The sequence below is a fragment of the Streptomyces viridiviolaceus genome, assembly GCF_014650995.1.
Lineage (GTDB): Bacteria > Actinomycetota > Actinomycetes > Streptomycetales > Streptomycetaceae > Streptomyces > Streptomyces viridiviolaceus.
Map to the genome: position 1 here is coordinate 199,540 of NZ_BMWA01000015.1, position 22,454 is coordinate 221,993.

At 73.5% G+C, this 22,454-nt stretch carries 22 protein-coding genes; 5 read left to right on the forward strand and 17 right to left on the reverse strand.

The features are described from left to right. Positions 1-239 precede the first annotated feature (239 nt). Positions 240-464, forward strand: coding sequence for a hypothetical protein (locus tag IE260_RS23310; RefSeq protein ID WP_189874958.1), 225 nt, complete (start codon positions 240-242; stop codon positions 462-464). Here the strand turns inward: IE260_RS23310 and IE260_RS23315 are convergent. From IE260_RS23315 to IE260_RS23360, 10 genes are all read right to left on the reverse strand, one after another. Next, positions 444-1,661, reverse strand: a complete 1,218-nt coding sequence (locus tag IE260_RS23315) for a cytochrome P450 (RefSeq protein WP_189874960.1) — start codon at positions 1,659-1,661, stop codon at positions 444-446. The genes IE260_RS23310 and IE260_RS23315 overlap by 21 nt on opposite strands. Before the next feature lie 77 nt (positions 1,662-1,738). Beyond that, the gene (locus tag IE260_RS23320; RefSeq protein WP_189874962.1) at positions 1,739-2,413 is read right to left on the reverse strand and encodes a response regulator; all 675 of its coding nucleotides are present in this window, start codon (positions 2,411-2,413) and stop codon (positions 1,739-1,741) included. Next, the gene (locus IE260_RS23325) at positions 2,410-3,759 is read right to left on the reverse strand and encodes a sensor histidine kinase (RefSeq protein WP_229881113.1); all 1,350 of its coding nucleotides are present in this window, start codon (positions 3,757-3,759) and stop codon (positions 2,410-2,412) included. Before IE260_RS23325 ends, IE260_RS23320 begins: the two co-directional genes overlap by 4 nt. A gap of 97 nt (positions 3,760-3,856) precedes the next feature. After that, positions 3,857-4,531, reverse strand: a complete 675-nt coding sequence (locus IE260_RS23330) for a response regulator (RefSeq protein ID WP_189874964.1) — start codon at positions 4,529-4,531, stop codon at positions 3,857-3,859. Then, the gene (locus IE260_RS23335; protein ID WP_189875041.1) at positions 4,528-5,868 is read right to left on the reverse strand and encodes a sensor histidine kinase; all 1,341 of its coding nucleotides are present in this window, start codon (positions 5,866-5,868) and stop codon (positions 4,528-4,530) included. Before IE260_RS23335 ends, IE260_RS23330 begins: the two co-directional genes overlap by 4 nt. Continuing rightward, positions 5,868-7,076: an acyltransferase family protein gene (locus IE260_RS23340; protein ID WP_229881115.1), complete on the reverse strand. Its 1,209-nt coding sequence runs from the start codon at positions 7,074-7,076 to the stop codon at positions 5,868-5,870. The genes IE260_RS23335 and IE260_RS23340 overlap by 1 nt, the downstream gene beginning before the upstream one ends. Further along, entirely contained in the window at positions 7,069-8,058 is a 990-nt protein-coding gene (locus IE260_RS23345) for an alpha/beta hydrolase (protein ID WP_189874966.1), read from the reverse strand. The genes IE260_RS23340 and IE260_RS23345 overlap by 8 nt, the downstream gene beginning before the upstream one ends. 145 nt (positions 8,059-8,203) lie before the next feature. Beyond that, positions 8,204-9,097, reverse strand: a complete 894-nt coding sequence (locus IE260_RS23350; protein ID WP_189874968.1) for an alpha/beta hydrolase — start codon at positions 9,095-9,097, stop codon at positions 8,204-8,206. Between the two features lie 159 nt (positions 9,098-9,256). Beyond that, positions 9,257-10,468 carry a kynureninase gene (gene kynU / locus IE260_RS23355; protein WP_189874970.1) on the reverse strand — a complete coding sequence of 404 codons (1,212 nt, stop codon included), beginning with the start codon at positions 10,466-10,468 and terminating at the stop codon, positions 9,257-9,259. Continuing rightward, positions 10,461-11,324, reverse strand: coding sequence for a tryptophan 2,3-dioxygenase family protein (locus IE260_RS23360; protein ID WP_189874972.1), 864 nt, complete (start codon positions 11,322-11,324; stop codon positions 10,461-10,463). Before IE260_RS23360 ends, kynU begins: the two co-directional genes overlap by 8 nt. 242 nt (positions 11,325-11,566) lie before the next feature. On the opposite strand from IE260_RS23360, the gene IE260_RS23365 reads away from it, so the two are divergent. From IE260_RS23365 to IE260_RS23375, 3 genes are all read left to right on the forward strand, one after another. Further along, positions 11,567-12,586, forward strand: coding sequence for a DNA repair protein RecN (locus IE260_RS23365; protein ID WP_189874974.1), 1,020 nt, complete (start codon positions 11,567-11,569; stop codon positions 12,584-12,586). A 13-nt stretch (positions 12,587-12,599) separates the two neighbouring features. Beyond that, positions 12,600-13,682 (forward strand): hypothetical protein, encoded by a 1,083-nt coding sequence (locus tag IE260_RS23370; RefSeq protein WP_189874976.1) that lies wholly within the window; start codon positions 12,600-12,602, stop codon positions 13,680-13,682. Positions 13,683-13,766: 84 nt separating this feature from the next. Continuing rightward, positions 13,767-14,180, forward strand: a complete 414-nt coding sequence (locus tag IE260_RS23375) for a DUF3151 domain-containing protein (protein ID WP_189874978.1) — start codon at positions 13,767-13,769, stop codon at positions 14,178-14,180. Positions 14,181-14,247: 67 nt separating this feature from the next. Here IE260_RS23375 and fbaA read toward each other — a convergent pair whose 3' ends face one another. The 7 genes from fbaA to IE260_RS23410 all read right to left on the reverse strand — a co-directional run bounded on the left by fbaA (position 14,248) and on the right by IE260_RS23410 (position 20,992). After that, the gene (fbaA, locus tag IE260_RS23380; RefSeq protein WP_189874980.1) at positions 14,248-15,279 is read right to left on the reverse strand and encodes a class II fructose-bisphosphate aldolase; all 1,032 of its coding nucleotides are present in this window, start codon (positions 15,277-15,279) and stop codon (positions 14,248-14,250) included. A gap of 143 nt (positions 15,280-15,422) precedes the next feature. Next, positions 15,423-15,971 carry an orotate phosphoribosyltransferase gene (pyrE, locus tag IE260_RS23385; RefSeq protein WP_189874982.1) on the reverse strand — a complete coding sequence of 183 codons (549 nt, stop codon included), beginning with the start codon at positions 15,969-15,971 and terminating at the stop codon, positions 15,423-15,425. A gap of 20 nt (positions 15,972-15,991) precedes the next feature. Next, positions 15,992-16,780: an aldose epimerase family protein gene (locus IE260_RS23390; protein WP_189874983.1), complete on the reverse strand. Its 789-nt coding sequence runs from the start codon at positions 16,778-16,780 to the stop codon at positions 15,992-15,994. 37 nt (positions 16,781-16,817) lie between these two features. Next, entirely contained in the window at positions 16,818-17,702 is an 885-nt protein-coding gene (locus IE260_RS23395; RefSeq protein WP_189874985.1) for an SRPBCC domain-containing protein, read from the reverse strand. 327 nt (positions 17,703-18,029) lie between these two features. Further along, a complete protein-coding gene (locus tag IE260_RS23400) occupies positions 18,030-19,688 on the reverse strand; it encodes a polyamine aminopropyltransferase (protein WP_189874987.1) in 1,659 nt (552 codons plus the stop codon). Positions 19,689-19,776: 88 nt separating this feature from the next. Beyond that, a complete protein-coding gene (locus IE260_RS23405) occupies positions 19,777-20,313 on the reverse strand; it encodes a DUF2617 family protein (protein WP_189874989.1) in 537 nt (178 codons plus the stop codon). A 403-nt stretch (positions 20,314-20,716) separates the two neighbouring features. Then, positions 20,717-20,992 carry a hypothetical protein gene (locus IE260_RS23410; RefSeq protein ID WP_189875045.1) on the reverse strand — a complete coding sequence of 92 codons (276 nt, stop codon included), beginning with the start codon at positions 20,990-20,992 and terminating at the stop codon, positions 20,717-20,719. 154 nt (positions 20,993-21,146) lie between these two features. Here IE260_RS23410 and IE260_RS23415 point away from each other — a divergent pair, with 154 nt between their 5' ends. Next, the gene (locus tag IE260_RS23415; RefSeq protein WP_189874991.1) at positions 21,147-22,337 is read left to right on the forward strand and encodes a pyridoxal phosphate-dependent aminotransferase; all 1,191 of its coding nucleotides are present in this window, start codon (positions 21,147-21,149) and stop codon (positions 22,335-22,337) included. Positions 22,338-22,454 lie beyond the last annotated feature (117 nt).

Below are 22,454 nucleotides of genomic sequence, written 5' to 3' on the forward strand. Positions count from 1 at the left end.
CCGCGGTCACTGCGGCGCGAGGCCCGGCGGTCGAGGCCGCGCGGCCCACGGTCACTGCGGCGCAGGGCCGCGCGGGCGCCGCGGTCACTGCGGCGCGAGGCCCGGCGGTCGAGGCCGCGCGGCCCACGGTCACTGCGGCGCGGGGCCGCGCGGGTGCCTGCGGTGGCGGAAACCGTGGTTCGGTTCGGGGCGTCCTCGTTGGTATGGGGCGGGACCTGGCGACGTGTGGTGGGTGTGTCGTGTCGGCGGCGGGGGCTGTCGGGGCGGTGTTCGTGTGGGGGGCCTCGTCGCGTACCCAGCGGCATCTGGGCAACGGGTTCGAGGGCGAGGGCATGGACCTCGGGGCCGTCTTCGTCGAGCTGCCCCTCGTCTTCCTCGCCGGAGCCTTCCTGCCCGCCCTGGCCTGGGGTCTGGTCGCCGGTCTGCTGGCACGCAGGCGGCGGTCAGACCACCTCCACCGGTAGGCCCGCCAACCCCCGGATCACGAAGTTCGGCTTCCGTTCCGGTTCCGCCGTGGGACGCAGGGTCGGAGCCTTCTCCAGCAGGGACGACATGGACGCCGCCAGTTCGATACGGGCCAGCGGGGCGCCGATGCAGTAGTGGATGCCCGCGCTGAAGGAGATGTGGGGGTTGTCCCGGCGGGTGAGGTCGAGGCGGTCGGGGGCCGCGAAGACCGCCGGGTCGTGATTGGCCGAGCCGAAGAGCAGGGCGAGTTCCGCACCGCGCGGGATCACCGTGCCGTCGATCTCGATCTCGTCCAGCACCCAGCGCTCGAAGAGCTGGAGCGGGGTGTCGTAGCGCATCAGCTCCTCCACGGCCGACGGGACGAGGGAGTGGTCCGCACGGAGGGCGGCCAGCTGGCCGGGGTTGCGGAACAGCGCCCACCAGCCGTTGACCGTGGCATTCACCGTGGCCTCGTGGCCCGCGTTCAGCAGCAGCACGCAGGTGGAGATCATCTCCTGTTCGGTGAGGCGGTCGTCGTCCTCGTCGTGCGCCGCGATCAGGCCCGAGATCAGGTCGTCGCCGGGGGACTTGCGGCGCTGGGCGATCAGCTCGCGCAGGTACTCCGAGAACTCGACCGATGCCCGCACCGCCTTCGCGGCCGTCTCCTGCGACGGGTTCAGCTCGTACATCCCGCAGATGTCCGCCGACCAGGGACGCAGGGGCGCCCGGTCGGACTCCGGCACGCCCAGCATCTCGGCGATCACCGCGACCGGCAGCGGTTCGGCGACGTCGGCGAGCAGATCACCGCCGCCAACCGCCACCAGCCGGTCCACCAGCTCCCCGGCCAGCCTCTCCACGTACGGCTTGAGCCGCTCCACCGTCCGTGGCGTGAACGCCTTCGACACCAGACGCCGGATCCGGGTGTGGTCCGGCGGCTCCAGGTCCAGCATCCCGTGGTCGTTGAGCGTGTGGAACGGCTCGTGCTCCGGCGGGGGCGCCGTCCGCCCGAAGTCCTCGTGCGTGAAGCGGTGCTGGTAGGTCCGGCCCAGACGGCGGTCGCGCAGCAGCGCCGAGACGTCCGCGTGGTGCGGGACGAGCCACTGGTCGCTGGGCTCGTAGTAGTGCACACGGCCCCGGGCCCGCAGCTCGGCGTAGGCGGGGTAGGGGTCGGCGACGAACGCCGGGTCCCACGGGTCGAAGGTGTCGAAGGCTGCCATGGACGGACGCTAGCCCGGCAGGACCCTCGCGGACCAGGGGCTTCGGGGCGCCCATGAGGTGAGAAGGCCGGCACCGGTCAGCCCGGCGTCACCAGCCGCGCCTCGTACGCGAACACCGCGGCCTGCGTGCGGTCCCTGAGCCCCAGCTTCACCAGGATGCGGCTGACGTGGGTCTTGATGGTCGACTCGGCGACCACCAGACGCTCGGCGATCTCCTGGTTCGACAGACCCTGCGCGATCAGCACCAGCACCTCCGTCTCCCGCTCGGTCAGATCGCCGTACGCCGCCTGCGCCGAGGGCAGCAGGCGCGGGGCCTCGGACAGCTTCGAGAACTCCGTGATCAGCCGCCTGGTGACGGAGGGGGCGAGCAGCGCCTCTCCGGAGGCCACCACCCGTACCCCCTCGGCAAGTTGGCGGGCCGACGCGTCCTTGAGGAGGAAGCCGGAGGCGCCCGCGCGCAGCGCCTGGTACACGTACTCGTCGAGGTCGAAGGTGGTGAGCACCAGCACCTTCGCCCCGCCGTCCGCGGCGATGATCTCCCGGGTGGCGTCGATGCCGTTCAGTTCGGGCATGCGGATGTCCATCAGGACGACGTCCGGGGCGAGTTCGCGGACCTTGCCGACCGCCTCCCGGCCGTTGACGGCCTCGCCGACGACCTCGATGTCCGGCATCGCGTTCAGCAGGACCGAGAAGCCCTCGCGCACCATCATCTGGTCGTCGGCGATCAGTACGCGGATCGTGCGCCCGGTCATGCGTCACCTTCGCTCGCGGCCGCCGTGACCGGCAGGAACACCGCCACCTCGAAGCCTTGCTCGTCGGTCGGGCCGGTCGTCATCTCGCCGTTCAGCATGGTCACCCGCTCCCGCATGCCGGTGATGCCGTGCCCGGCGCCGGGGGAGGGCTTGACGAGGGACGGGGCGGGGACCGGGCCGTTGACGACGCGCAGGCCCAGCCCGCCGAGGACGTAGGAGACCTCGACGCGCGCGGTCGCGCCGGGCGCGTGCCGCAGGGTGTTGCTCAGCGCCTCCTGCACGATCCGGTACGCCGACAGCTCCACCCCCGGCGGCAGCTCGCGCACCGCGCCGGTCACGGCCTTGTCGACGGTCAGGCCCGCGTCGCGCACGTTGGCCAGCAGGGCGTCCAGGTCGGCGAGGGTGGGCTGCGGGGCGTCGGGGGCCTCGTAGTCCTCGGCGCGGACCACGCCCAGGACGCGGCGCAGCTCGGTCAGGGCCGCCACCGCGTTCTCCCTGATGGTGACGAAGGCCCGCTCCAGCTCCGCCGGAGGGTTCTCCACCCGGTACGGCGCGGCCTCCGCCTGGATGGCGACCACCGACATGTGGTGCGCGACCACGTCGTGCAGCTCGCGCGCGATGTTCGTGCGCTCCTCCAGCAACGTGCGCCGGGAACGCTCGTGCTCGGTCACCGTCCGCTGGGCCGTCACCTCCTGCCGCGCCTCCCTGCGGACGTGCCACACGGCGACCACCAGCAGGGCGAGGGCGGAGAGGAACAGCATGGGCGCGGAGGTGTTGTACTGCCCGTCGCCGAACGCGCCCGCCCACAGGACGGCATAGGCGGCGGTCAGGACCCACATCCACGCGGCCGCGCGGGGACGGGTGCGTATCGCCACCACCACCAGCACCGTCCAGTGACAGATGAACGCCCCGGGCAGCCACGGCCATTCGCCGAAGCTGCTGTCGAGCACCGCGGTCACCGGGGTCGCCGCCATCGACATCCAGAAGGCGCCGACCGGCCGGACCAGCGTCGCCAGCACGGGCACCGCGCACGCCAGCCCGCTCAACAGGGTCAGCGGGCCGTTCAGGAACCCGCGGGCCATGGAGTCGCCGAGGAACGCGATCACGGCGACGCCCACCACCACCGCGTGCGGCAGGCGTGCGGCGTACGACCGCAGCCGGCCGGGGAGCCGGCGGGTCAGCGGACCGTCCGTCGCCATGGGCGGCAACGGGCGGTAGGCGAAGGCGTCGTGGAACAGGTCCTGGCGCAGCCCGCCGAGGGCGTCCATGGCCAGCCGGTACTCGGGGCTGCGCGGCGCGCTCGCGTCTCCGGGGTGCGGGGTCCGCGTCTGGGTCGTCTCGGTCACGTCCGCAACGGTAGGCGCAGCCGGGGCCCGCGGTCGTCACCAGTGAGAGGGGTCCTTCGGGGTCCGTCTCAGGTACTACACGGGGTACGGGGCCAGGTCAGTATCCGGACGGTCGCACCAGCCCCGACTCGTACGCGAACACCGCCGCCTGCGTCCGGTCCCGCAGACCCAGCTTCACCAGGATCCGCCCCACGTGCGTCTTCACCGTCTGCTCGGCGACGAACAGGCGCTGGGCGATCTCCGCGTTCGACAAACCCTGCGCGATCAGGGCGAGCACCTCGGTCTCCCGCTCGGTCAGACCGCCGACGCGCTCCTTAAGCGGGGCGCGCGGCCGGTCGTCGAGGCGGGAGAACTCGGCGATCAGCCGCCGGGTGATGCCCGGCGCGAGCAGCGCGTCCCCGGCGGCGACCACCCGGACCGCCTCGGCGAGCTGGTCCGCGGAGGCGTCCTTCAGCAGGAACCCGGAGGCACCGGCCCGCAGCGCCTCGTACACGTACTCGTCCAGGTCGAAGGTGGTCAGCACCAGCACTCTGATGTCCGGCATGGCCCCCGTGATGCGGCGGGTGGCCTCGATGCCGCCCAGCTCGGGCATGCGGATGTCCATCAGGACGACGTCCGGGGTGAGCTCGGCGACCCGGGCCACGGCGTCCAGACCGTCCACCGCCTGGCCGATCACCTCGATGTCGGGCTGGGTGTTGAGCAGCACGGTGAAACCCTGCCGGACCATCTGCTGGTCGTCTGCGATCAGTACGCGGATGGGTCCGCTGGTCATGGGGTGTCGTCCTCGTGGGCGTGGTGAGCGGGGTCGTGAGCGGAGTGGGCGGGGCCGTCCGACGGCAGGAACGCGCCCACCTGGAAGCCGCCGTCGGGGAGCGGATGCGCCGTCAGGTGGCCGTCGAGCATGGCCACCCGCTCCCGCATGCCGAGCAGCCCGTGCCCGGCCCCCTGCGACGGCGGCGGGGTGCGCACCGGGCGGGTGTTGAAGACGTCGACGCGCAGTCCGATCGGGAGATACGTGAGGTGGACCCGGGCGCTCGCGCCGGGCGCATGGCGCAGCACGTTGCTCAGTGCCTCCTGCACGATCCGGTACGCCGACAGCTCCACGCCGGGCGGCAGCGGCCTGGGCGTGCCGCTCACCTCGGTGGTCACGGTCAGGCCGGCGGCCCGGGTGTTCTCCACCAGCGCGTCCAGCCGGTCGAGGGTGGGCTGCGGGGCGTGCGGGGCGGTGCCGGTGGTGTCGGCCGTGCCGGGCGCCTCCGGTGCGTCGGGGTGCTCGGAGCGCAGCACGCCCAGCACCCGGCGCAGCTCGGTCAGCGCCTCCAGCGCGTTCTGTCTGATGCCCGCCAGGTTCTCCTTGAGCTCGTCGGGCGGGTTCTCGACGAGGTGCGGGGCGACCTGGGCCTGGATGGAGATCACGGACATGTGGTGGGCGACCACGTCGTGCAGTTCGCGGGCGATGCGGCTGCGCTCCTCCAGCAGGGTGCGTCGCGCGCGTTCCTCGGCGGTCAGCGACGTCTGCTGCGCCAGCTCGGCGCGGGCCTCCCGGCGTCCGCGCAGGGCCATGCCGAGCAGCACGACGACCGCGAACAGCACGACGGCCACCACACCGGTGGGCTGGTACTCCTGCGCGCCCACCAGTCCCTGGACGACGTACGTCGTCAGCACGGTCAGGGACAGGGCCTCGGCGGACACCCGGGTACGGGCCCGCAGGGCCAGCAGCAGCAGGACGAACAGGTGGCCGATGATCCCGGCCGCGGTCCACGGCCAGGTGAACGAGTACCCGTCGACGACCATCACGGCGCGCACCGCCACGGCACCCACCAGCATGGCCGCCATCGACAGCCACCACGCCGGGACGGGCCGCCACAGCGCCAGGACCATCGCACCGCACTGGCCTGCCGAGATCAGGAGGGCGAACCCGAACCCGAGCCCGCCGTTCTCGTGGAGCTGGGGCAGACCGCCGATGAAGACCCCGAACGCGGCCAGGCACACGATGCCGTGCGGCAGCCAGCGCAGCCAGGTGGACGGGGGCAGCGGATCGGGCCGTGCGGTCCACAGGTCCTCGCGCAGCGCCCCCAGCCAGCGCCGGACCAGATTCCCCCCAAGCATCACGCCTCCACCCTAGGACCTGAGACGCGGCGCCCTTGTGGTCGATGCGTCCGCACCACCCGTGAGCGGTGCCGTCCGCCGCCCTGCTCCCAGGAGCGGAACGCGGTCCAGCAGCACGCCAGGACCAGGGCGAACACCGGAAGCCACGCGAGCCGGGCGGCGACCCAGTCCAGTCCGTCGGGGAGCGTGTGCAGGCCGGGCAGGCGGCCCGCGAGGAGTGCGGTGGCGGTGGTCGCCATCAGGGCCGTCTGGTGCCACAGGAAGATCGTCATCGCGGAGAGGTTGACCAGCGCCACCGCCGCCCACGCCACCGGCCGCCGCATCGCGCGGCGCAGCGGCTCCCGAAGCAGCAGGGCGAGGCCGCACTGGGCGAGGCCGAAGGTGACGGCGGCCAGCGTCGGCGGGTTCAGGTTGGAGACCTGCGCGCCGGGGACCCCGACCATCGACGCCGGGTAGCCCGCCCAGGCGACGAGCGCCGCCGTCGCCGCCGTACCGCCGGCGAGCAGGAGCCACCCTGCGCGGCGGCCGTCCAGCTCGCCGCGGGTCCAGGCGGCGCCGAGGGTGTAGGGCACGAGCCAGCCGGCGGCCAGGTTGACCCAGCCGAGCCAGGACGGGCCGCCGAATCCGAACCGCAGCAGGTCGACGTGGAGCACGACGACCAGCGGCCACAGCGGGTGCAGCCGGGCCAGCAGGGGCGTCGCCGCCGTCAGCGCGGCGAAGACCAGCAGGAACCACAGCGGGGACCAGGCCAGCTTCACCAGCGTGTGGACCGTCGCGTACTCGGCGCCCCCCAGCAGCAGCAGTACCGCCGTCACCGTCCACAGGACGAGGACGGCCGCGACCGGCCGGAACAGCCGGGACAGGCGGGCGGCCAGCCAGCGGCCGTACGGCGTGCCCCGGTCCCGGGCCGCTGCCCAGCCGCGGGTGGCGACGTGACCGCCGACCAGGAAGAACACCGCGAGGGTCTGGAAGAGCCAGGAGATCGGGGCCAGCCAGGCCATGTGCTGCAGGGGGCTGGCCGTGCGCAGGACGGAGCCGTCCGCGACCAGGGCGGTCACCAGCCAGTGGCCGAGGACGACACCGAGGATCGCGAAGGCGCGCAGGGCGTCGACGGCCCGGTCCCGGCCGGCCGGAGTGGCGGCGTCGATCCGGGCGGCCGTCCCCCGCAGAGAGGCCGGGGTGCCGCGCGGTGGCGTCACGTCAGTCACGGGTCACCTCCGTGGTCCCGCCCAGCGCGATCCGGGCGAGGTTGGTCAGGGAGCGGGAGCCGGGGTCGAAGTAGTCGCTGTGGCCGCCGTCCCCGGCGTCGAAGACCCGGGCGCCGAACGCCGGGGAGACGGGGTCGGTGCCGAAGCCGACGGTGGTGCCGAACAGGTCGGCGCTCACGTGCGGGACGTGCTCCACCCAGTCGTCGGCGCCCCGGGCGGCCCAGACGCGGGCGCGGGTGCGCAGGTCGGCCACGGATTCGGCGCCGGTCCCGGGGCTGCCCACCAGGGCGATGTCGGCGACGTCCAGGCCGTCGGCGGCACGGGCGCAGACGACGGAGCCGTAGGAGTGGCAGACCAGCGCCACGCGTGCGTGCGGGCCGGTGATGCCACGGAGCCCGGCGACGAGGGCGCGCAGTCCCGGGGCGGCCCGGTCGGCGCGGCCGGTCGTGGCGACCGTCGTGCTGACGGTGCCGGGCGTCTCGTAGCCGAGCCAGGCCACGACCGCGGTGCCGGTGCCCTCGGGGGCCTCCTCGGCGAGCCGCCGGTGCAGGGCGAGCGCGGCGGCGCGGAACCGCCCGTAGGTGTCGAGGCTGGTGTCGGAACCGGGGACCAGGACGGCGACGCGGTCCGCGCGGGCCAGGTCGCCGAAGACCTCCGTGGCGAGGCCCGCGCCCCGGCCGTCGAAGGCGAGCAGATGCCGGGCCGGGTCGGCCAGGGCGCGGTCCGCCGCCGCCCGGTGGCGGTCGCCGTGGGCGGCGGCCATCCGGGACGCCTCGGCGGCATTGGCCCGGTTCGCGGCGTACGCCGCCTCCAGCGTGCCGGCCGTCACAGGGGAAGGCATGGCCGGAGCGGGCGCGGGAATCGCGGGCCGTGCGGCACCGGAGAGCGGGAGGACCACGGCACCGGTGATGAGCGCGGCGAGCCCGGCCCGGCGCAGGCCGCCGATGCGGTGCCGCCAACGTACCGTCGTTCCGGGCCACATGGCCGTCTCCCCTCCAGCTCGCCCGCCCATCGGGCTTGTCTGGAAGGGAAATTACGAAGCGGACGACGTGACCCGCGTCCCGCCGGGGAGCGAACCCGCGAGGTAGCTCTCAGGTATTACGGGTATGACCGGCCGACAGGCCGGTTCACCACGCCAGTTGCGCGATCTCCTCCGCCACCACGGCACACGCGTCCGCCGCCGGGTCGATCAGCGGGAAGTGGCCGACGTCCTCCAGCAGGGTCACACCCACCACCTCACCGGCCCTGGCCGCCGCGTCGGCGTACGCCTCGGCGACCGCCTGCGGAACGTCCACGTCGGTGCGGCCCTGGACGAGGGTGGTCGCGATGCCGGTGGGCAGCAGCAGGGACGGGTCGGCGTAGGGCCGCCGCTCGGCGAACCGGTCGCCGCCGCCCAGCAGTTGCTGTGCCGCGCCCCCGCAGACCTCCAGCTTCTGGGCGACCTCGAAGTCGGCGATCGGCGCGAGCGCGACCACACCCCGCAGGGGCGCCGGGCGGTCGATGCGCCAGGGGGCGTCTGCGGGCAGCACGTGCCGGGCCGCCGCCCACAGGGCGAGGTGGCCGCCGGCCGAGTGGCCGGTGAGCACCGTGCGGCGGGCGTCGGCCTGGGGCAGGTACTCCCGCACCAACGCGGGCAGCACGTCCAGCGCGGCCGCCACGTCGTCGAAGGTGTCGGGCCAGCGCCCCGCGAGGGGACGGTCCGCCGTCCCGCCTTCCGCCCCGCGCCGGTACTCCACGCTGGCCACGGCGAAGCCCCGGCGTGCCAGGAACGCGGCGAACGGGCTGACATGGCGGCGGTCGTACGGAGCCCGCCACGCGCCTCCGTGCAGGACCACCACCACCGGGGCGGGACCACCCGGGCCCTCCGCCCCGCGCGGTGCGTAGAAATCGATCACCTGGTCGGGATGGTCGCCGTACGCGGCGGTGCCGTCGGGGTCGACCGCCGGGTGCGAAAAGGCCGACTTCTCCTCCGCGGCGGCCCTGGCAGCGGCGTTACCCGGTTCTGCGGCGGCGTCCGGCATGCTCCAACCTCTCAGCGACGAAACGGTGTTGGCGGACCAGGGGAAAAGAATCGGCCGTCGGCGGGACGGTATCAGGCCGGTGACGTGCGCGGACATGGGGATGTCACGCAGGGTGAGGGCTGAACGATCCGTCCGGCCCCCACCCCTGGGACCCGCCCGTCAGGCCAGGACCTCCCCCAGCACCCGCGCCGCCCGCTCCACGTCCGCGAAACCGACGTACAGCGGGGTGAAACCGAAGCGCAGGACGTCCGGGGCCCGGAAGTCCCCGACCACCCCGCGCTCGATCAGCCGCTTCATCACGTCCCCGGCGTCCTCGCACCGCAGGGCGACCTGGCTGCCCCGCTCGGCGTGCGCCACCGGGGTCAGCGACTCCACCCTGCCCTCGGGGACGTACTCCCCGACACAGCGCAGGAAGAAGTCCGTCAGCGCCAGGGACTTGGCCCGCACCGCCTCGACCGACACGCCGTCCCACACGTCCAGGGCCGCCTCCAGGGCCAGCATGGACAGGATGTCCGGTGTGCCGACCCGGCCGCGCAGCGCGCCCGGTGCCGGGGCGAAGTCCGGGCGCATCCCGAAAGGCTCCGCGTGGGAGTTCCAGCCGGGCAGCGGGGAGTCGAAGCGGTCCTGCAGCTCCCGCCGCACGTACAGGTACGCCGGTGAACCCGGGCCGCCGTTCAGGTACTTGTAGGTGCAGCCGACCGCGAGGTCCACGCCGTGTGCGTCCAGGCCCACCTGCAGCGCGCCCGCGCTGTGGCACAGGTCCCACACGACGTACGCGCCCGCCTCGTGCACGGCGGCCGTGAGCGCCGGCAGGTCGTGCAGCCGGCCGGTGCGGTAGTCGACGTGGTTGAGCAGCACCGCCGCGGTGCGCTTCCCGAGCACGCCCGGCACCTCGGCCGGGGTGACGGGGCGCAGGGTGCAGCCGGTCATGCGGGCGGCGGACTCGGCGATGTACCCGTCGGTGGGGAAGGTGGTCGCGTCGACCACGATCTCGTCACGCGCCGCGTCGCCGTGCCGCGCGAGACGCACCGCACCCACAACCGCCTTGAACACATTGACGCTTGTCGAGTCGCCGACCACGATCTGCCCGGCCGCCGCGCCCACCAGCGGTGCGATCCGGTCACCGATCCGCTCGGGCGCGGTCCACCAGCCGCCCTCCGTCCAGGACCGGATGCGCAGCTCGCCCCACTGGCGGCGCACGACGTCCTCGACCCGGCCGGGGACGGCGGCGGGCAGCGCGCCCAGCGAGTTGCCGTCCAGGTACACCACGTCGTCGAGCACGAACTCGGCGCGCTTGGCGGCCAGTTCGTCGGCACCGTCCAGCTTCTCGGCCCGCATGCCCAGCTCGGCCCTGATGCTCGGCTCAGACATGGGACCGCGCCGTCCACAGCTCGGGGAACACGTTCTTCTGCGCCCGCTTCTCCAGCCAGGCCACCCCGGCGGATCCGCCCGTGCCGGCCTTGGCGCCCATCGCGCGGCGGGTGGCGACCAGATGGTCGTTGCGCCAGCGCCACACCAGCTCGGCGACGTTCGTCAGCGCCTCGCCGAGACGGGCCGGCTCGTCGTCCTCGTCACCGGCGTAGACGCCCGTCCAGACCTGCTCCACCTCCGGCGACGGCTCGTAGCGCTGCGACACGTCCCGGCGCAGCACCTCCTCCGGTACGGGGTGCCCGCGCCGCGCGAGCAGCCGCAGCACCTCGTCGTAGAGGCTGGGCTCGTGCAGCGCCTTCTCCAGCTCGGCGTGCACGCGCGGGGCGCCGCGGTGCGGGACCAGCATGGACGCGGACTTCTCGCCGAGCAGGAACTCCAGCCGCCGGTACATCGCCGACTGGAAGCCGGAGCCCTCGCCGAGGGCGGACCGGTAGGAGTTGAACTGCTGCGGGGTGAGCTGGCCGAGCGGCTTCCAGGAGGCGTTCAACGCCTCCAGCTCCCGCACGGACCGCTTCAGCGCGGCGATCGCGGTCGGTACGTCGTCGCCTTGCAGCGCCTTCGCCGCCGTCTCCCACTCGTGGACGATGACGGTGAACCACAGCTCCATCACCTGGGTGGTGACCAGGAAGACCATCTCTCCGGGATCGTCGGAGAGGGTGTGCTGCAGGTGGGTGAGGACGTCGGCCTTGACGTAGTCCTCGTAGGGGGTCGTGCCCGCGAAGTCGAGGTTCGGCGTGTCCGGCTCGCTGTCCTGCGAGGGCGCGGGCGTGGGCGTGGGCGTGGGATCAGAGGACATCGCTGTCTCCGTGTCTACGTGCTGCCGGGTAGCGGTCCGCCCTTCCTCTCCGGCAACAGGGCCCCGGTCCCCTCAGGCCCGGCACCGGCCGGACCCACCTCGAATGATGCGCGGTGAATCGGAAGAGGGCAAGGTCGGGTGGAAGGGCCCCCGAGGCCGGGTGGCGGCGGACCAGGGGCGGCGTGGGGCGGTCCCTGCGGCGTGTGTCACGATCTCCCCCAACCTGTGGGGGGTGTTGCTGTATGGCGCAGGAGGTTGCGCTGCGGCCGGTGGTGGATCCGGCCCTCGAGGACGCGGAGCGCGCGCTGCTGGAGGAGTCCGCCGACGGACTCTTCCCGGCCACGCTGCCGCTGCCCGAGGAGCCGGGGCTGGGCGGCCGTACCAAGGCGGACATCTGGACGGCCCTGGGGGTCTCCGCGGTGTGCGCGCTACTGCCGGTGACGATCCTGTGGGCGCTGATCGGCGTGTGGCCCGGCCTGGCCGTCGGGCTCGCGGCGCAGGCGGGGCTGATCTGGGTCGGGGTCCAGTTCGGGTTCGAGGCGTTCGTCCTGACCCTTGTGGGCGTGCACCTGCTGGCCTGGCTGCTGATCGTCGTCCTCGGCTGCGGGACCGACGAGCGGCAGCGGGTGGCCCGGCTGCGCCACGGCCGCTACTACCTGGCCGAGGACTTCGGCGACGACTCCCTGCGCGAGCTGCTGGGCCACTCGCCGCTGCGCCGGATGGAGCGCGCCCAGGCCGCCGTGACGACGGTGCTCCAGTCGCAGGTCGACCGGGCCGGGCTGCTGGACGACATCGCCAACGACGTGACGCTGCCGGCCCAGCAGTACGAGATCGCCCAGCGCCTGGCCGAGCTGACCCGGCTGGCGCGGAAGGTGCGCACCGCCGCCGGGAACGCATCCGGCTCGCGGGTGGAGGAGGTGCTGCGGACGCAGCGGCAGGCGCTGCGGCTGTCGTCGAACGCGCTGGAGGAGCGGGTGGAGGCGCTGGAGCGGTACGCCGAGAACACCCGCGCGGCGGACGCGGCGTACCGCGAGTGGGAGGCCGTACAGGAGCTGGAGCAACTCGGCGAGGACATGCACGAGCTGGTGGTGAACACGGTGCGGGACGAGCTGGCCGTCGCCGAGATCGAGGGGCTCGCCGACCGGTCCCGGCTCGAGGACCTGCACCGGATGCTGGACGAGGCGCGGGAGGCGGGGCTGCTGGCCACGCGGTCTGCCGACGAGCCGGCCGGCCGCCGGTCCGGCGACAGCGGCCGGGCGTGAGGGGGAGGACGACATGACGCAGACATCCCAGCCGAAGCGCGAGTATCACTCCGGCCGTGGCAGGAAGACCTTCGACCGGATTCCGGGTGGGTTCTACCCGGTCGGCTTCCTGGTGATCCTGCTCGAGGTGGTCCTGCTCGGCGCGGTGGGCCTGGCCACGGCCTTCGACGGCCCGGGCGACGACGGGGCATCCGCGGACAAGCAGCCCCGGCGGGTCGAGGTCACCTACATCGCGACGGGCGACCACCCCTCGGTGAACCTCACCGTCGGGGAGGCCGAGAGCCACGTGCCCCAGGGGATCGTCATCCTGCCGTACCGCAAGACCGTCACGCTGGCAGCGGGCGCCGACTTCTATATGGAGGTCACGAGCCGCGAGGATCAGAAGGGGGGCACCCTCACGTGCACCGTGCTGGTCGACGGCAAGGTGGTCCAGCAGGCGCACAGCACACCGGACTACTCGTCCGCCACCTGCTCGGGCAGCACCGCGGACGCCCCGCAGCGGGGCATCCCCGTGCCCACTCTCACCCCTGGCGCCTCCCCGCTGCCCGAGGAGCGGCGGCTCACCGGGACCGTCGAGGTGCGGGACTACCCGGGCGAGGGCTCGCCGGTCATCGGCACCGTCACGGACTCCTCCCTGGAGTACGCGGAGCTGGGCGGCACGTGGGACCGGAGCAAGACGCTGGATCCGGTCTTCGACGGCTTCACCCGCAAGCAGGAGGGGCGCCAGCGGGCACTCGTGAAGTCCACGCAGGTCGACGAGGACATCATGGCCGCGGCCGGCGGCACCGGAGAGCTGCGCGGCGTGGCGGGCGCGGTGATGGACGAGCGGCGGCGCTACGAGTACCCCCGGGACCAGGCGATCCTGGTCGACGTCGCCTCGCAGCCGCTGAAGGTCGACGGGCACGACGCCTGGCTGCTGGTCAGCGAGATCCACTTCCACAAGCGCGGGGTGCCGTCCACGATGGACCTGAACGCGGTCCTCGTGGTCGACACCGGGCGGGTCCGCCCCTCGGTCCTGTGGGTCGTGCTGCCGGAGACGAACAAGAAGCTCTGGCCGGACCTCAACACTCTGGTCGCCTCCGTCCGCGTCCGCTGACCTGCACCGATACGGGAGGGGCCCGGGCGCGCGACGCGTCCCGGGCCCGTCCCGCACTCCGCGCCGGATGGCAGACTGGAACCCATGGCAACTCACGAGAACCTGCTCGGCGGACCGGAGCCGACCCACCTCCCCGACGACCCCGGACCGCGTGACCTCCTCGCGAGCGGCACCGACCCGTCGGAGGTCGCCGCCCGGTTCCCCGCGTCGTCCCTGGCCTGGGCGCAGCTCGCGGACGACGCCTTCCAGGCCGGCCGGACGGTCGAGTCGTACGCGTACGCGCGCACCGGCTACCACCGCGGCCTGGACTCCCTGCGCCGCAACGGCTGGCGCGGCCACGGCCCGGTGCCGTGGGAGCACGAGCCGAACCGCGGCTTCCTGCGCTCCCTGCACGCCCTCGCCCGCGCGGCGCAGGCGATCGGGGAGACCGAGGAGTACGAGCGCTGCTCGCAGTTCCTGAAGGACAGCTCGCCGACGGCGGCGCAGACCCTGTCCTGACGCTTTCCCCGAGCGTACGACGGGCCCGGCACCTCGCGAGGTGCCGGGCCCATGGTACGGAGCGGGACTACTTGAGCCTGGTGCCCGCGGAGCGCAGGTGGCCGCAGGCCTCGACGACACGCGCGGCCATCGACGCCTCGGCCAGCTTGCCCCAGGTGCGCGGGTCGTAGGTCTTCTTGTTGCCGACCTCGCCGTCGACCTTCAGGACGCCGTCGTAGTTGCGGAACATGTGGTCGGCGACCGGACGCGTGAAGGCGTACTGGGTGTCCGTGTCGATGTTCATCTTGACCACGCCGTTGTCCAGCGCGGTGGCGATCTCCTGCTCGGTGGAGCCGGAGCCGCCGTGGAAGACGAAGTTGAACGGCTTGCTGCCGGCCGGCTGGCCGTACTTGGCGGCGACGCCCTCGTTCAGCTCCTTCAGCAGCTCGGGGCGGAGCACCACGTTGCCCGGCTTGTACACGCCGTGCACGTTGCCGAAGGACGCGGCCAGCAGGTAGCGGCCCTTCTCGCCCAGACCCAGCGCCTCGGCGGTGCGGATCGCGTCGTCGACCGTGGTGTACAGGGAGTCGTTGATCTCGTGGGAGACGCCGTCCTCCTCGCCGCCGGTCGGGGTGATCTCGACCTCGAGGATGATCTTGGCGGCGCGGGCGCGCTCCAGCAGCTCCTGGGCGATGGCCAGGTTGTCGGACAGGGTCTCCGCCGAGCCGTCCCACATGTGGGACTGGAAGAGCGGGTTGCGGCCGGCCTTCACGCGCTCCTCGGAGACCGCCAGCAGCGGACGCACGTACCCGTCCAGCTTGTCCTTCGGGCAGTGGTCCGTGTGCAGGGCGACGGTCACGTCGTACTTCTCGGCGACGATGTGCGCGAACTCGGCCAGCGCCACCGCGCCGGTGACCATGTCCTTCTTGTGCTGGCCGCCCAGGAACTCGGCACCGCCGGTGGAGATCTGGATGATGCCGTCGCTCTCCGCCTCCGCGAAACCGCGCAGGGCCGCGTGCAGCGTCTGGGAGGAGGTCACGTTGATGGCCGGGTAGGCGAACTTGCCTGCCTTCGCCCGGTCCAGCATCTCGTTGTAGACCTCGGGAGTTGCGATGGGCATCTGTCCGCTCCTTGTATGTGCGGGTGGGCACGGTACGTGTCGGTACGACTCGGTACGTCTTCTACGGCCCTGACCTGAACCTTGGGTGCGACGTCATCGTCGGCCCCATCTTTCCAGACGAAGCGGGATACTCCGAGTGGACCTCAGTCCAGGTCCAGCTCGTCCTTGGAGTACGCGTACAGGTACGGCACCCCGGCGCCCTCCTGGATCTTCTCGGCGGCGCCCGTCGCCCGGTCGACGATCGTGGCCACGGCCACGACCTCGGCGCCGGCCTCGCGCACCGCCTCGACGGCGGTCAGCGGGGAGCCGCCGGTGGTGGAGGTGTCCTCGACCACCAGGACCCGGCGGCCCTTGATGTCCGGGCCCTCGACCCGCCGCTGCAGCCCGTGCGCCTTGGCGGCCTTGCGGACGACGAAGGCGTCCAGGCGACGGCCCCGTGCGGCGGCGGCGTGCAGCATGGCGGCCGCTACCGGGTCGGCACCCATGGTCAGCCCGCCCACCGCGTCGAAGTCGAGGTCGGCGGTCAGGTCGAGGAGCACCTGCCCGACCAGCGGCGCGGCCTCGCCGTCGAGGGTGATGCGGCGCAGGTCGACGTAGTAGTCGGCCTCCAGACCCGAGGAGAGGGTCACCTTGCCGTGCACCACGGCCTTGTCCTTGATCTGCTGCAGCAGCGCGCCACGTACGTCCGTCATGCCTGCCAGACTAAACGGCGCTACAGCCTCCGCCAGCTCCAGGTGGTCGTCGCCTCCAGCGGCTCCAGCGGTGTGACCAGGCGCGGGAGGGTGTTCAGCCCGTTGGGCGGGCCGGTCTGCGGCTCCACGCACACGGCCGCCTCCTGCTCGTCGTAGACCACGACCCACTGCTCCGGGCTGGTCACCTTCAGCTCCAGCCGGCCCGGCCAGGTGAGGGTGACGTCCACGCCGTCGGGCATGCCGAAGCAGTCGTCCCAGGGGCCGGGCCGCGGGTCGAGGCGGTTGCCGGTGGGCAGGTGGTCGTCACCGCGCTCCTCCTGCCACGCGGCGGAGAAGCCGAGCTGGACGGCGGCGCCGTCCACGACCCGGTTGAACCAGGGGTGCCAGCCGATCTGGGCCGGGAAGGAGGACTCGTACGTCTCCACCGACATGGTGAGCGTCAGGGCGTCCGGGGCCAGCGCGATCACCTGCGTGACACGGCCGGAGTACGGCCACGGGTCGACCAGGTCGTACGTGATCACCGCCTCGTCGGTGGTGACGCGTGCGGTGCTCCAGGCGCCGTCGCGGGCGGTGCCGTGGATGGCGTTCGGGGCCGCGTTGAGCGGCATCTGGTGCACGGTCGCCCCGTCGCGGAACCGGCCGTCGCGGATGCGCCCGCACCACGGCACCATCGGGAAGCAGCCGAACCGCTCGCCCTGGCGCAGCAGCTCGGTGCCACCGACGCGCAGTCCTCCGATCCGGCCGCCGTTGCCCGGCTGCACGGTCGCCTCCGCGTCGCCCGCGGTCAGCGTGATCTCCTCATTGCTCACGTCACGACCCTACTGGTCGATCAAGAAGGTGCCCGGGTCACCGGCGCCGACGCAGGGCGCGGCCCACCACGATCGCCGACGCCACGACCAGCGCAGCCGCCGGGGCGGCCCAGCGCAGGGGCGTGCCGGAGGCGCCCGCCTCGGGCGCGGGGACCGGGGCGTACCGGCCGCGCGGCGGGGCGTGGTCCACCTCCTCGGCGCTGCGGCCGATCATCGTCCGCCGCGCGTGTGCCGCCTCGGCGGGCGGCTCACCGGCCTCCGGGAAACCCTCCTCGTCGGGGGTGGGGGCGAGGGAGGACGGGGGGACCTCGGTGTCGAAGACGGAGGGGCGGTCCGAGGGCTCGTCGGCGGGTTCGTCGGCAGCGGGTTCGGGCCGGGCGGCCGGTGCGGGCGGTACCGGCGCGTCGTCGGCGTCCGGGCCGGCGTCGAAGTCGCCCGCCTCCGCCGGTTCGAAGTCCTCGGTGGCCAGGGACTGGACGGTCCGCGGTGCGTGCTTCTCCCGCGCCGCGGTGCCCAGGTTCTCGGCGAACCGGTTCAGCAAGCGGATCGCGGCCGACTCCACCTGGTCCGCCGGCAGCTCCGTGACACGGCCGTCGGCGGTGGCCGTCCCGGTGACGGCGAGGACGGAGCCGCCCTCCGCCTCCCCGAGCCGCAGCGTCAGTTCGAGCCGGACCGTGCCGTCGCCGCGGGCCTCACTGGCGTCGCCCTCGACGGCGTACGTGCCGTCGTCCCGCGCGGACAGGCGCAGGGCGCCCCGGTAGGTGATGGAGTGGCTGCCGACGCGCACCTTCAGGCGCCCCGCCACGGGCTCGGCCCCGGCGTCCTGCTGGAGCCCGGGAACCGCGCGGGCCACCCGGACGGGATCGGCCAGCACGTCCTTGAGCCGCTCGGCCGGAACCGGAACGAACACCTCATGCTCCATGTCACGCCACCCTACCCAGCAGGCGCCCGGCGCACCCCCCGTCGGCACAAAGTCACCCGCTGCCGCCGACGTCACCGGTCCCGCCCTTGCGCCGGCACCACCGCCTGCACCCGGCTGGTCGGACCACCGGCCGGTGAGGGCGGCCGGGCCGGGTCGACGGCGTCAACCTGTCGCCGTACCGCGGAAGTCGCGGAAACCGGGCGGCCACCGCGCTGGGTGGTGCCGGACCCACCCGGCGCGAGGATCCCGGGCGGGCGGGACGGTCGTACGTTCTCCGTGCGAACGATCCGCAGGAGGCAGTGAGCCGCACGCCGCTCCCGACGGCGTTCAGTACCGGGGGTGCACCAGCGTCGACGCCGGCAGGTCCCGGACGCGGGTGTCGGTGGCGGATCGTGCGGCGGCCCGCAGGGCGGCCTCGGTGAGGGTGTGCGGGCGGGGGCCGGACGGGTCGAGGCGGAGGGCGGGGGGTGTGCGGGCGGCCAGGACGAAGCCCCAGTCGCGGGGCGCCTGGGAGGGGCCTGCCGCACGGTCGGGTCCCTCCTGGACGCCCGGGGCCCGGGTGCCGACGCGGTAGGCGACGGTGCGCAGGCCGGCGGCGCGAAGCGTCGACTCCGCCGTCCAGAACGCCCGGGGCCGGGAGGAGACCGGTCCGGCGTGCACGACGATGCGGCCGCCGGGCGCGAGCGCGCGCCGGGCCAGGCCGTAGAACTCCTGCGAGTACAGCTTCGTACTCGCCGTGAGGCCCGGGTCGGGCAGGTCCGAGATCACCACGTCGTACGACGCCGTGGGCGTCCCGCGCAGCCGGTCGAAGGCGTCCGCCGTCGTGACGCGGACGCGGGGGTCGCCGTAGGCGTGGTCGTTCAGCTCGGACAGGCCCGGGTCGTGCCGGGCCAGCCGGGCGAGCCCGGGGTCGACCTCGACGACGTCGACCCGTCGTACGCCCGGGTGGCGCAGCACCTCCCGCGCGGCGAGGCCGTCCCCGCCGCCGAGGATCAGCACGCGCGCGTGGCTCCCGGCCATGGCGGGGTGGACCAGCGCCTCGTGGTAGCGGCGTTCGTCGCTGCCGCCGACCCGCAGCCTGCCGTCCAGGAACAGGCCGAGCGGCCGGCCGTCGGGGTCACCGGTGAGGACCACCTCCTGCACGTCGGTCCGGACGGCGACGCGGACGTCCGGGCCGTACACCGCGTGCCGTGCGGCCCGTTCGAAGTCGTCGGCGAGGACGGTCGCCGAGGCGAGCACGGCCAGCACGACGACGTTGGCGGACAGCAGCAGCCACCGGGCCCGGCGGCTCAGGTCCCGGCGGAACAGGCCCAGCACGAGGGCGGCGCCGACGGCCGCGTTGACGGTGCCGGTGAGCAGCGCGCCGGTCAGCTGGCCGAGGAAGGGCAGCAGGACGAAGGGGAAGGCGAGGCCGCCGACGAGCGCGCCGACGTAGTCCGCGGCGAACAGGTCGGCGACGGCACCGCCCGCGTCCTGCCGGCGGATGCGCTGGATCAGCTCCATCAGCAGCGGCACCTCGGCGCCGATCAGCAGACCGATGGTGAGGGAGAAGGCGACCAGGAGGAAGCTGGGGCCGTCGGCCCACAGACCGCCCCAGTCACCGGTCCAGGCGAAGACGGCGTACAGCGCCATGGCGCTGGAGCCGCCGACGAGGGCGAGCACGGCCTCGACCGCGCCGAAGCCGGCGGCCGCGAACCGGCGCAGCCGTTTGGCGGCGAGCGAGCCGATGCCCATGGCGAAGACCATGACGGACAGGACGACGGACGCCTGGGTGACCGAGTCGCCGATCAGGTACGAGGCGAGGGCGACGAGTTCCAGTTCGTACACCAGCCCGCAGGCCGCGCAGACGAAGACGCCCGCGAGGACCAGGAACCGCCCGGTGCCCGGCCGGACCGGCAGTCGCGCGGGCGCGCCCGGGCCGGGGCCGACGGGGCCGCCCCAGGGCGGCGGAGAGCCGGGCGGGGCGGGCGCGTGCGGTTCGATCACGCTGTGACGTTACGTCACTCCTGCGGCACTCTTCGTCACCCACACGCGTGAACCTGTCGTTCAGACGGGCAGTACAGGTTTATCCCGTTCACACCCCAAAGGGGCTGAGCTGCGACGTCGGCACCCGGGCGCCGACCCGGGTCCGGGTCGCAACCAGCTGGCCGTCCTGCGGGTAGGCGTGCCAGGTCCGCCAGTGCACCTGTCCCTCATGGCGCTGGGCCAGCAGTGCGGTGAAGGCGTGCGGGCTGCCGGGGAAGACGCCGACCAGCCCGTGCGGGTGGTCGGAGACCAGGGCCAGCAGCTCCTGGGCGCGGCCGGCGAAGGAGCCGGGCGACAGCACCTCCACCCGGGCGGCGAACTCGTACTCCCAGTCGCCCACCCGCTTGGCGACGCCCAGGGGCAGCGGGGTGCTGCTGCCCGGAATGCACGCCACCGTCTCCGAACAGTTCCCCCGCTCCTCCTCCAGGAGAACCTGATGGGACGCCCCGAGAAGTCTCAACTGCAGCTGGGCGTCCTGGAGTTCGACGTCGAGGGTGGCCAGCGCCGGCAGCGGTTCGCGCCCCAGGGCCCAGGCGAGGTCCGCGGCACGCGTGTCGGTGTAGGCGGTGTTCAGGGTCGTGAGCATGGATCGGCTCCGCAAGCACACAAAAGGAGAGTGGGGTAAGGGCCCGCGCACCCCGGCTCCCGTTGGGGGATACGGCCGTTCAGCCCGGGCGGCCGGTCAGGAGGGGGTCAACAAGTCGCCCGATGGGCTGTGTTGGTGATGGAGAGGGAATCATGAACGGTGGGCCCGCCACAGCGTTTTTACCCAACTTCGTGACGTTTCCATCCCTCAGAGGGCTGCTCAGCTCAACTGTTCAACCATGGCGCGCGCCCCGGCCGTTCGGCGTGCGCCGGTGCGCGGAAGCGCCCACCGGGCGTGTTCCTCCCGGCGGGCGCTCGGTGCGGGGGCGTACGGGGCCCGGACCCAGGCGTGGGCCCCGTGAGGGGGATGCGGTTCCCCCTGGTCGGAGCTCAGCTGCCCCGTGTCAGCTGCCTCCACCGCATCCGCCGCCCCCTCCCCCGCAGGACGAGCCGCCTCCGCAGGACGACCCGCCACCGCAGGAGTGGCCCCCGTGGTGCCCGCCCGAGGACGAGCCACCGTTTTCCCCGCCGGCCCACCAGCTGCCGCCGGAGTCCCCGCCGCTGTACGACCGTGAGCGCCGTCCGTGCGGTCGGCCGGCGTGCGCGACGCTCCGCGCGGCCCACACGATCGCGGCGATCACCAGGCCGAAGAAGACCACCAGGATGATGCCCGTGACCACGGCGTCCCCCTCCTTCCGATTCCCCCCGGGCTCCCGCCCGGAAGTCCCCCGAAGCAACCCCCCGTCGGGCGCCTCTCTCGTTGCGTGACCGGGAGATGCCCCCGGCCGCCACGCCCCAAAGCAGAGTTGAGGAACTCCAGAGCTTCGGCGCAGGATGACCCGCATGACCTCCACCGCACGCCCCTTCCTCAACCGCCGGCTCGCCGAGTTCGGGACGACGATCTTCGCCGAGATGTCCGCCCTGGCCGTGACGACCGGGGCGATCAACCTGGGCCAGGGCTTCCCCGACACGGACGGCCCCGAGGAGGTCAGGGAGGCCGCCGTGCGGGCGCTGCGCGACGGGCGCGGCAACCAGTACCCGCCGGGCCCGGGCGTCCCCGAGCTGCGCGCCGCCGTCGCCGCCCATCAGCAGCGCCGCTACGGCCTGTCCTTCGACCCGGACACGGAGGTCCTGGTCACGGCGGGCGCCACCGAGGCCATCGCGGCCTGCCTCCTCGCCCTGCTGGAGCCCGGCGACGAGGTCGTCGCCCTGGAGCCGTACTACGACTCGTACGCGGCCTGCATCGCGATGGCGGGCGGCAAGCGGGTGCCGGTGACGCTGCGCCCGTACGAGGGCGCCTTCCGGCTGGATCTCGACGAACTGCGCGACGCGGTCACCGACCGCACCCGCCTGCTGCTGCTCAACACCCCGCACAACCCGACGGGCACCGTGCTGACCCGTGAGGAGCTCGCGGCGATCGCCGAGCTGGCCGTCGAACGGGACCTGCTGGTGGTGACGGACGAGGTGTACGAGCACCTGGTGTTCGACGACGCCGAGCACGTGCCGATCGCGACCTTCCCCGGTATGCGCGAGCGGACGGTCACGATCGGCTCGGCGGGCAAGACGTTCTCGTTCACGGGCTGGAAAGTCGGCTGGATCACCGCCGCGCCCGCCCTGGTCACGGCGGTCCGCTCGGCGAAGCAGTACCTGACCTACGTGGCGTCCGGGCCGTTCCAGTACGCGGTGGCCGAGGCCCTCGCGCTGCCGGAGACGTACTTCACCGCCTTCCGCGACGACATGCGGGCCAAGCGGGACCTGCTGGCGGCCGGCCTGGCGGACGCCGGATTCGGGGTCCACCGCCCCGCCGGCACCTACTTCGTCACCACCGACATCCGTCCCCTCGGCTTCAGCGACGGCTTCGCCTTCTGCCGCGCCCTGCCGGAACGCGCCGGCGTCGTCGCCATCCCCAACGCGGTCTTCTACGACCACCGCGAGGCGGGCGCCCCGTTCGTGCGGTTCGCGTTCTGCAAGCGGACGGCGGTGCTGGAGGAGGCCGTGCGGCGGCTGAAGACGTCGGCGGGCTGAGCCCGCCCGGGCCCCGCACGCGGCGAGAGCCCGGCCCCGGCGCGACCGTGCTGGTCCGCGCCCGGGCCGGGCTCTCCCTCACGTGCGGCGAGTACCGGTGCGCACTCGCCCACGCGC

What these genes read in the sequence shown, in the direction of transcription:
- kynU (WP_189874970.1), bottom strand. Translation starts at nt 10,468, where the DNA reads ATGTCTGAGCCGAGCATCAGGGCCGAGCTGGGCATGCGGGCCGAGAAG.
- fbaA (WP_189874980.1), bottom strand. Translation starts at nt 15,279, where the DNA reads ATGCCCATCGCAACTCCCGAGGTCTACAACGAGATGCTGGACCGGGCG.
- IE260_RS23365 (WP_189874974.1), top strand. Translation starts at nt 11,567, where the DNA reads ATGGCGCAGGAGGTTGCGCTGCGGCCGGTGGTGGATCCGGCCCTCGAG.
- IE260_RS23350 (WP_189874968.1), bottom strand. Translation starts at nt 9,097, where the DNA reads ATGCCGGACGCCGCCGCAGAACCGGGTAACGCCGCTGCCAGGGCCGCC.
- IE260_RS23345 (WP_189874966.1), bottom strand. Translation starts at nt 8,058, where the DNA reads ATGTGGCCCGGAACGACGGTACGTTGGCGGCACCGCATCGGCGGCCTG.
- pyrE (WP_189874982.1), bottom strand. Translation starts at nt 15,971, where the DNA reads ATGACGGACGTACGTGGCGCGCTGCTGCAGCAGATCAAGGACAAGGCC.
- IE260_RS23415 (WP_189874991.1), top strand. Translation starts at nt 21,147, where the DNA reads ATGACCCGCATGACCTCCACCGCACGCCCCTTCCTCAACCGCCGGCTC.
- IE260_RS23375 (WP_189874978.1), top strand. Translation starts at nt 13,767, where the DNA reads ATGGCAACTCACGAGAACCTGCTCGGCGGACCGGAGCCGACCCACCTC.
- IE260_RS23320 (WP_189874962.1), bottom strand. Translation starts at nt 2,413, where the DNA reads ATGACCGGGCGCACGATCCGCGTACTGATCGCCGACGACCAGATGATG.
- IE260_RS23370 (WP_189874976.1), top strand. Translation starts at nt 12,600, where the DNA reads ATGACGCAGACATCCCAGCCGAAGCGCGAGTATCACTCCGGCCGTGGC.
- IE260_RS23330 (WP_189874964.1), bottom strand. Translation starts at nt 4,531, where the DNA reads ATGACCAGCGGACCCATCCGCGTACTGATCGCAGACGACCAGCAGATG.
- IE260_RS23360 (WP_189874972.1), bottom strand. Translation starts at nt 11,324, where the DNA reads ATGTCCTCTGATCCCACGCCCACGCCCACGCCCGCGCCCTCGCAGGAC.
- IE260_RS23405 (WP_189874989.1), bottom strand. Translation starts at nt 20,313, where the DNA reads ATGCTCACGACCCTGAACACCGCCTACACCGACACGCGTGCCGCGGAC.
- IE260_RS23335 (WP_189875041.1), bottom strand. Translation starts at nt 5,868, where the DNA reads ATGCTTGGGGGGAATCTGGTCCGGCGCTGGCTGGGGGCGCTGCGCGAG.
- IE260_RS23315 (WP_189874960.1), bottom strand. Translation starts at nt 1,661, where the DNA reads ATGGCAGCCTTCGACACCTTCGACCCGTGGGACCCGGCGTTCGTCGCC.
- IE260_RS23395 (WP_189874985.1), bottom strand. Translation starts at nt 17,702, where the DNA reads ATGGAGCATGAGGTGTTCGTTCCGGTTCCGGCCGAGCGGCTCAAGGAC.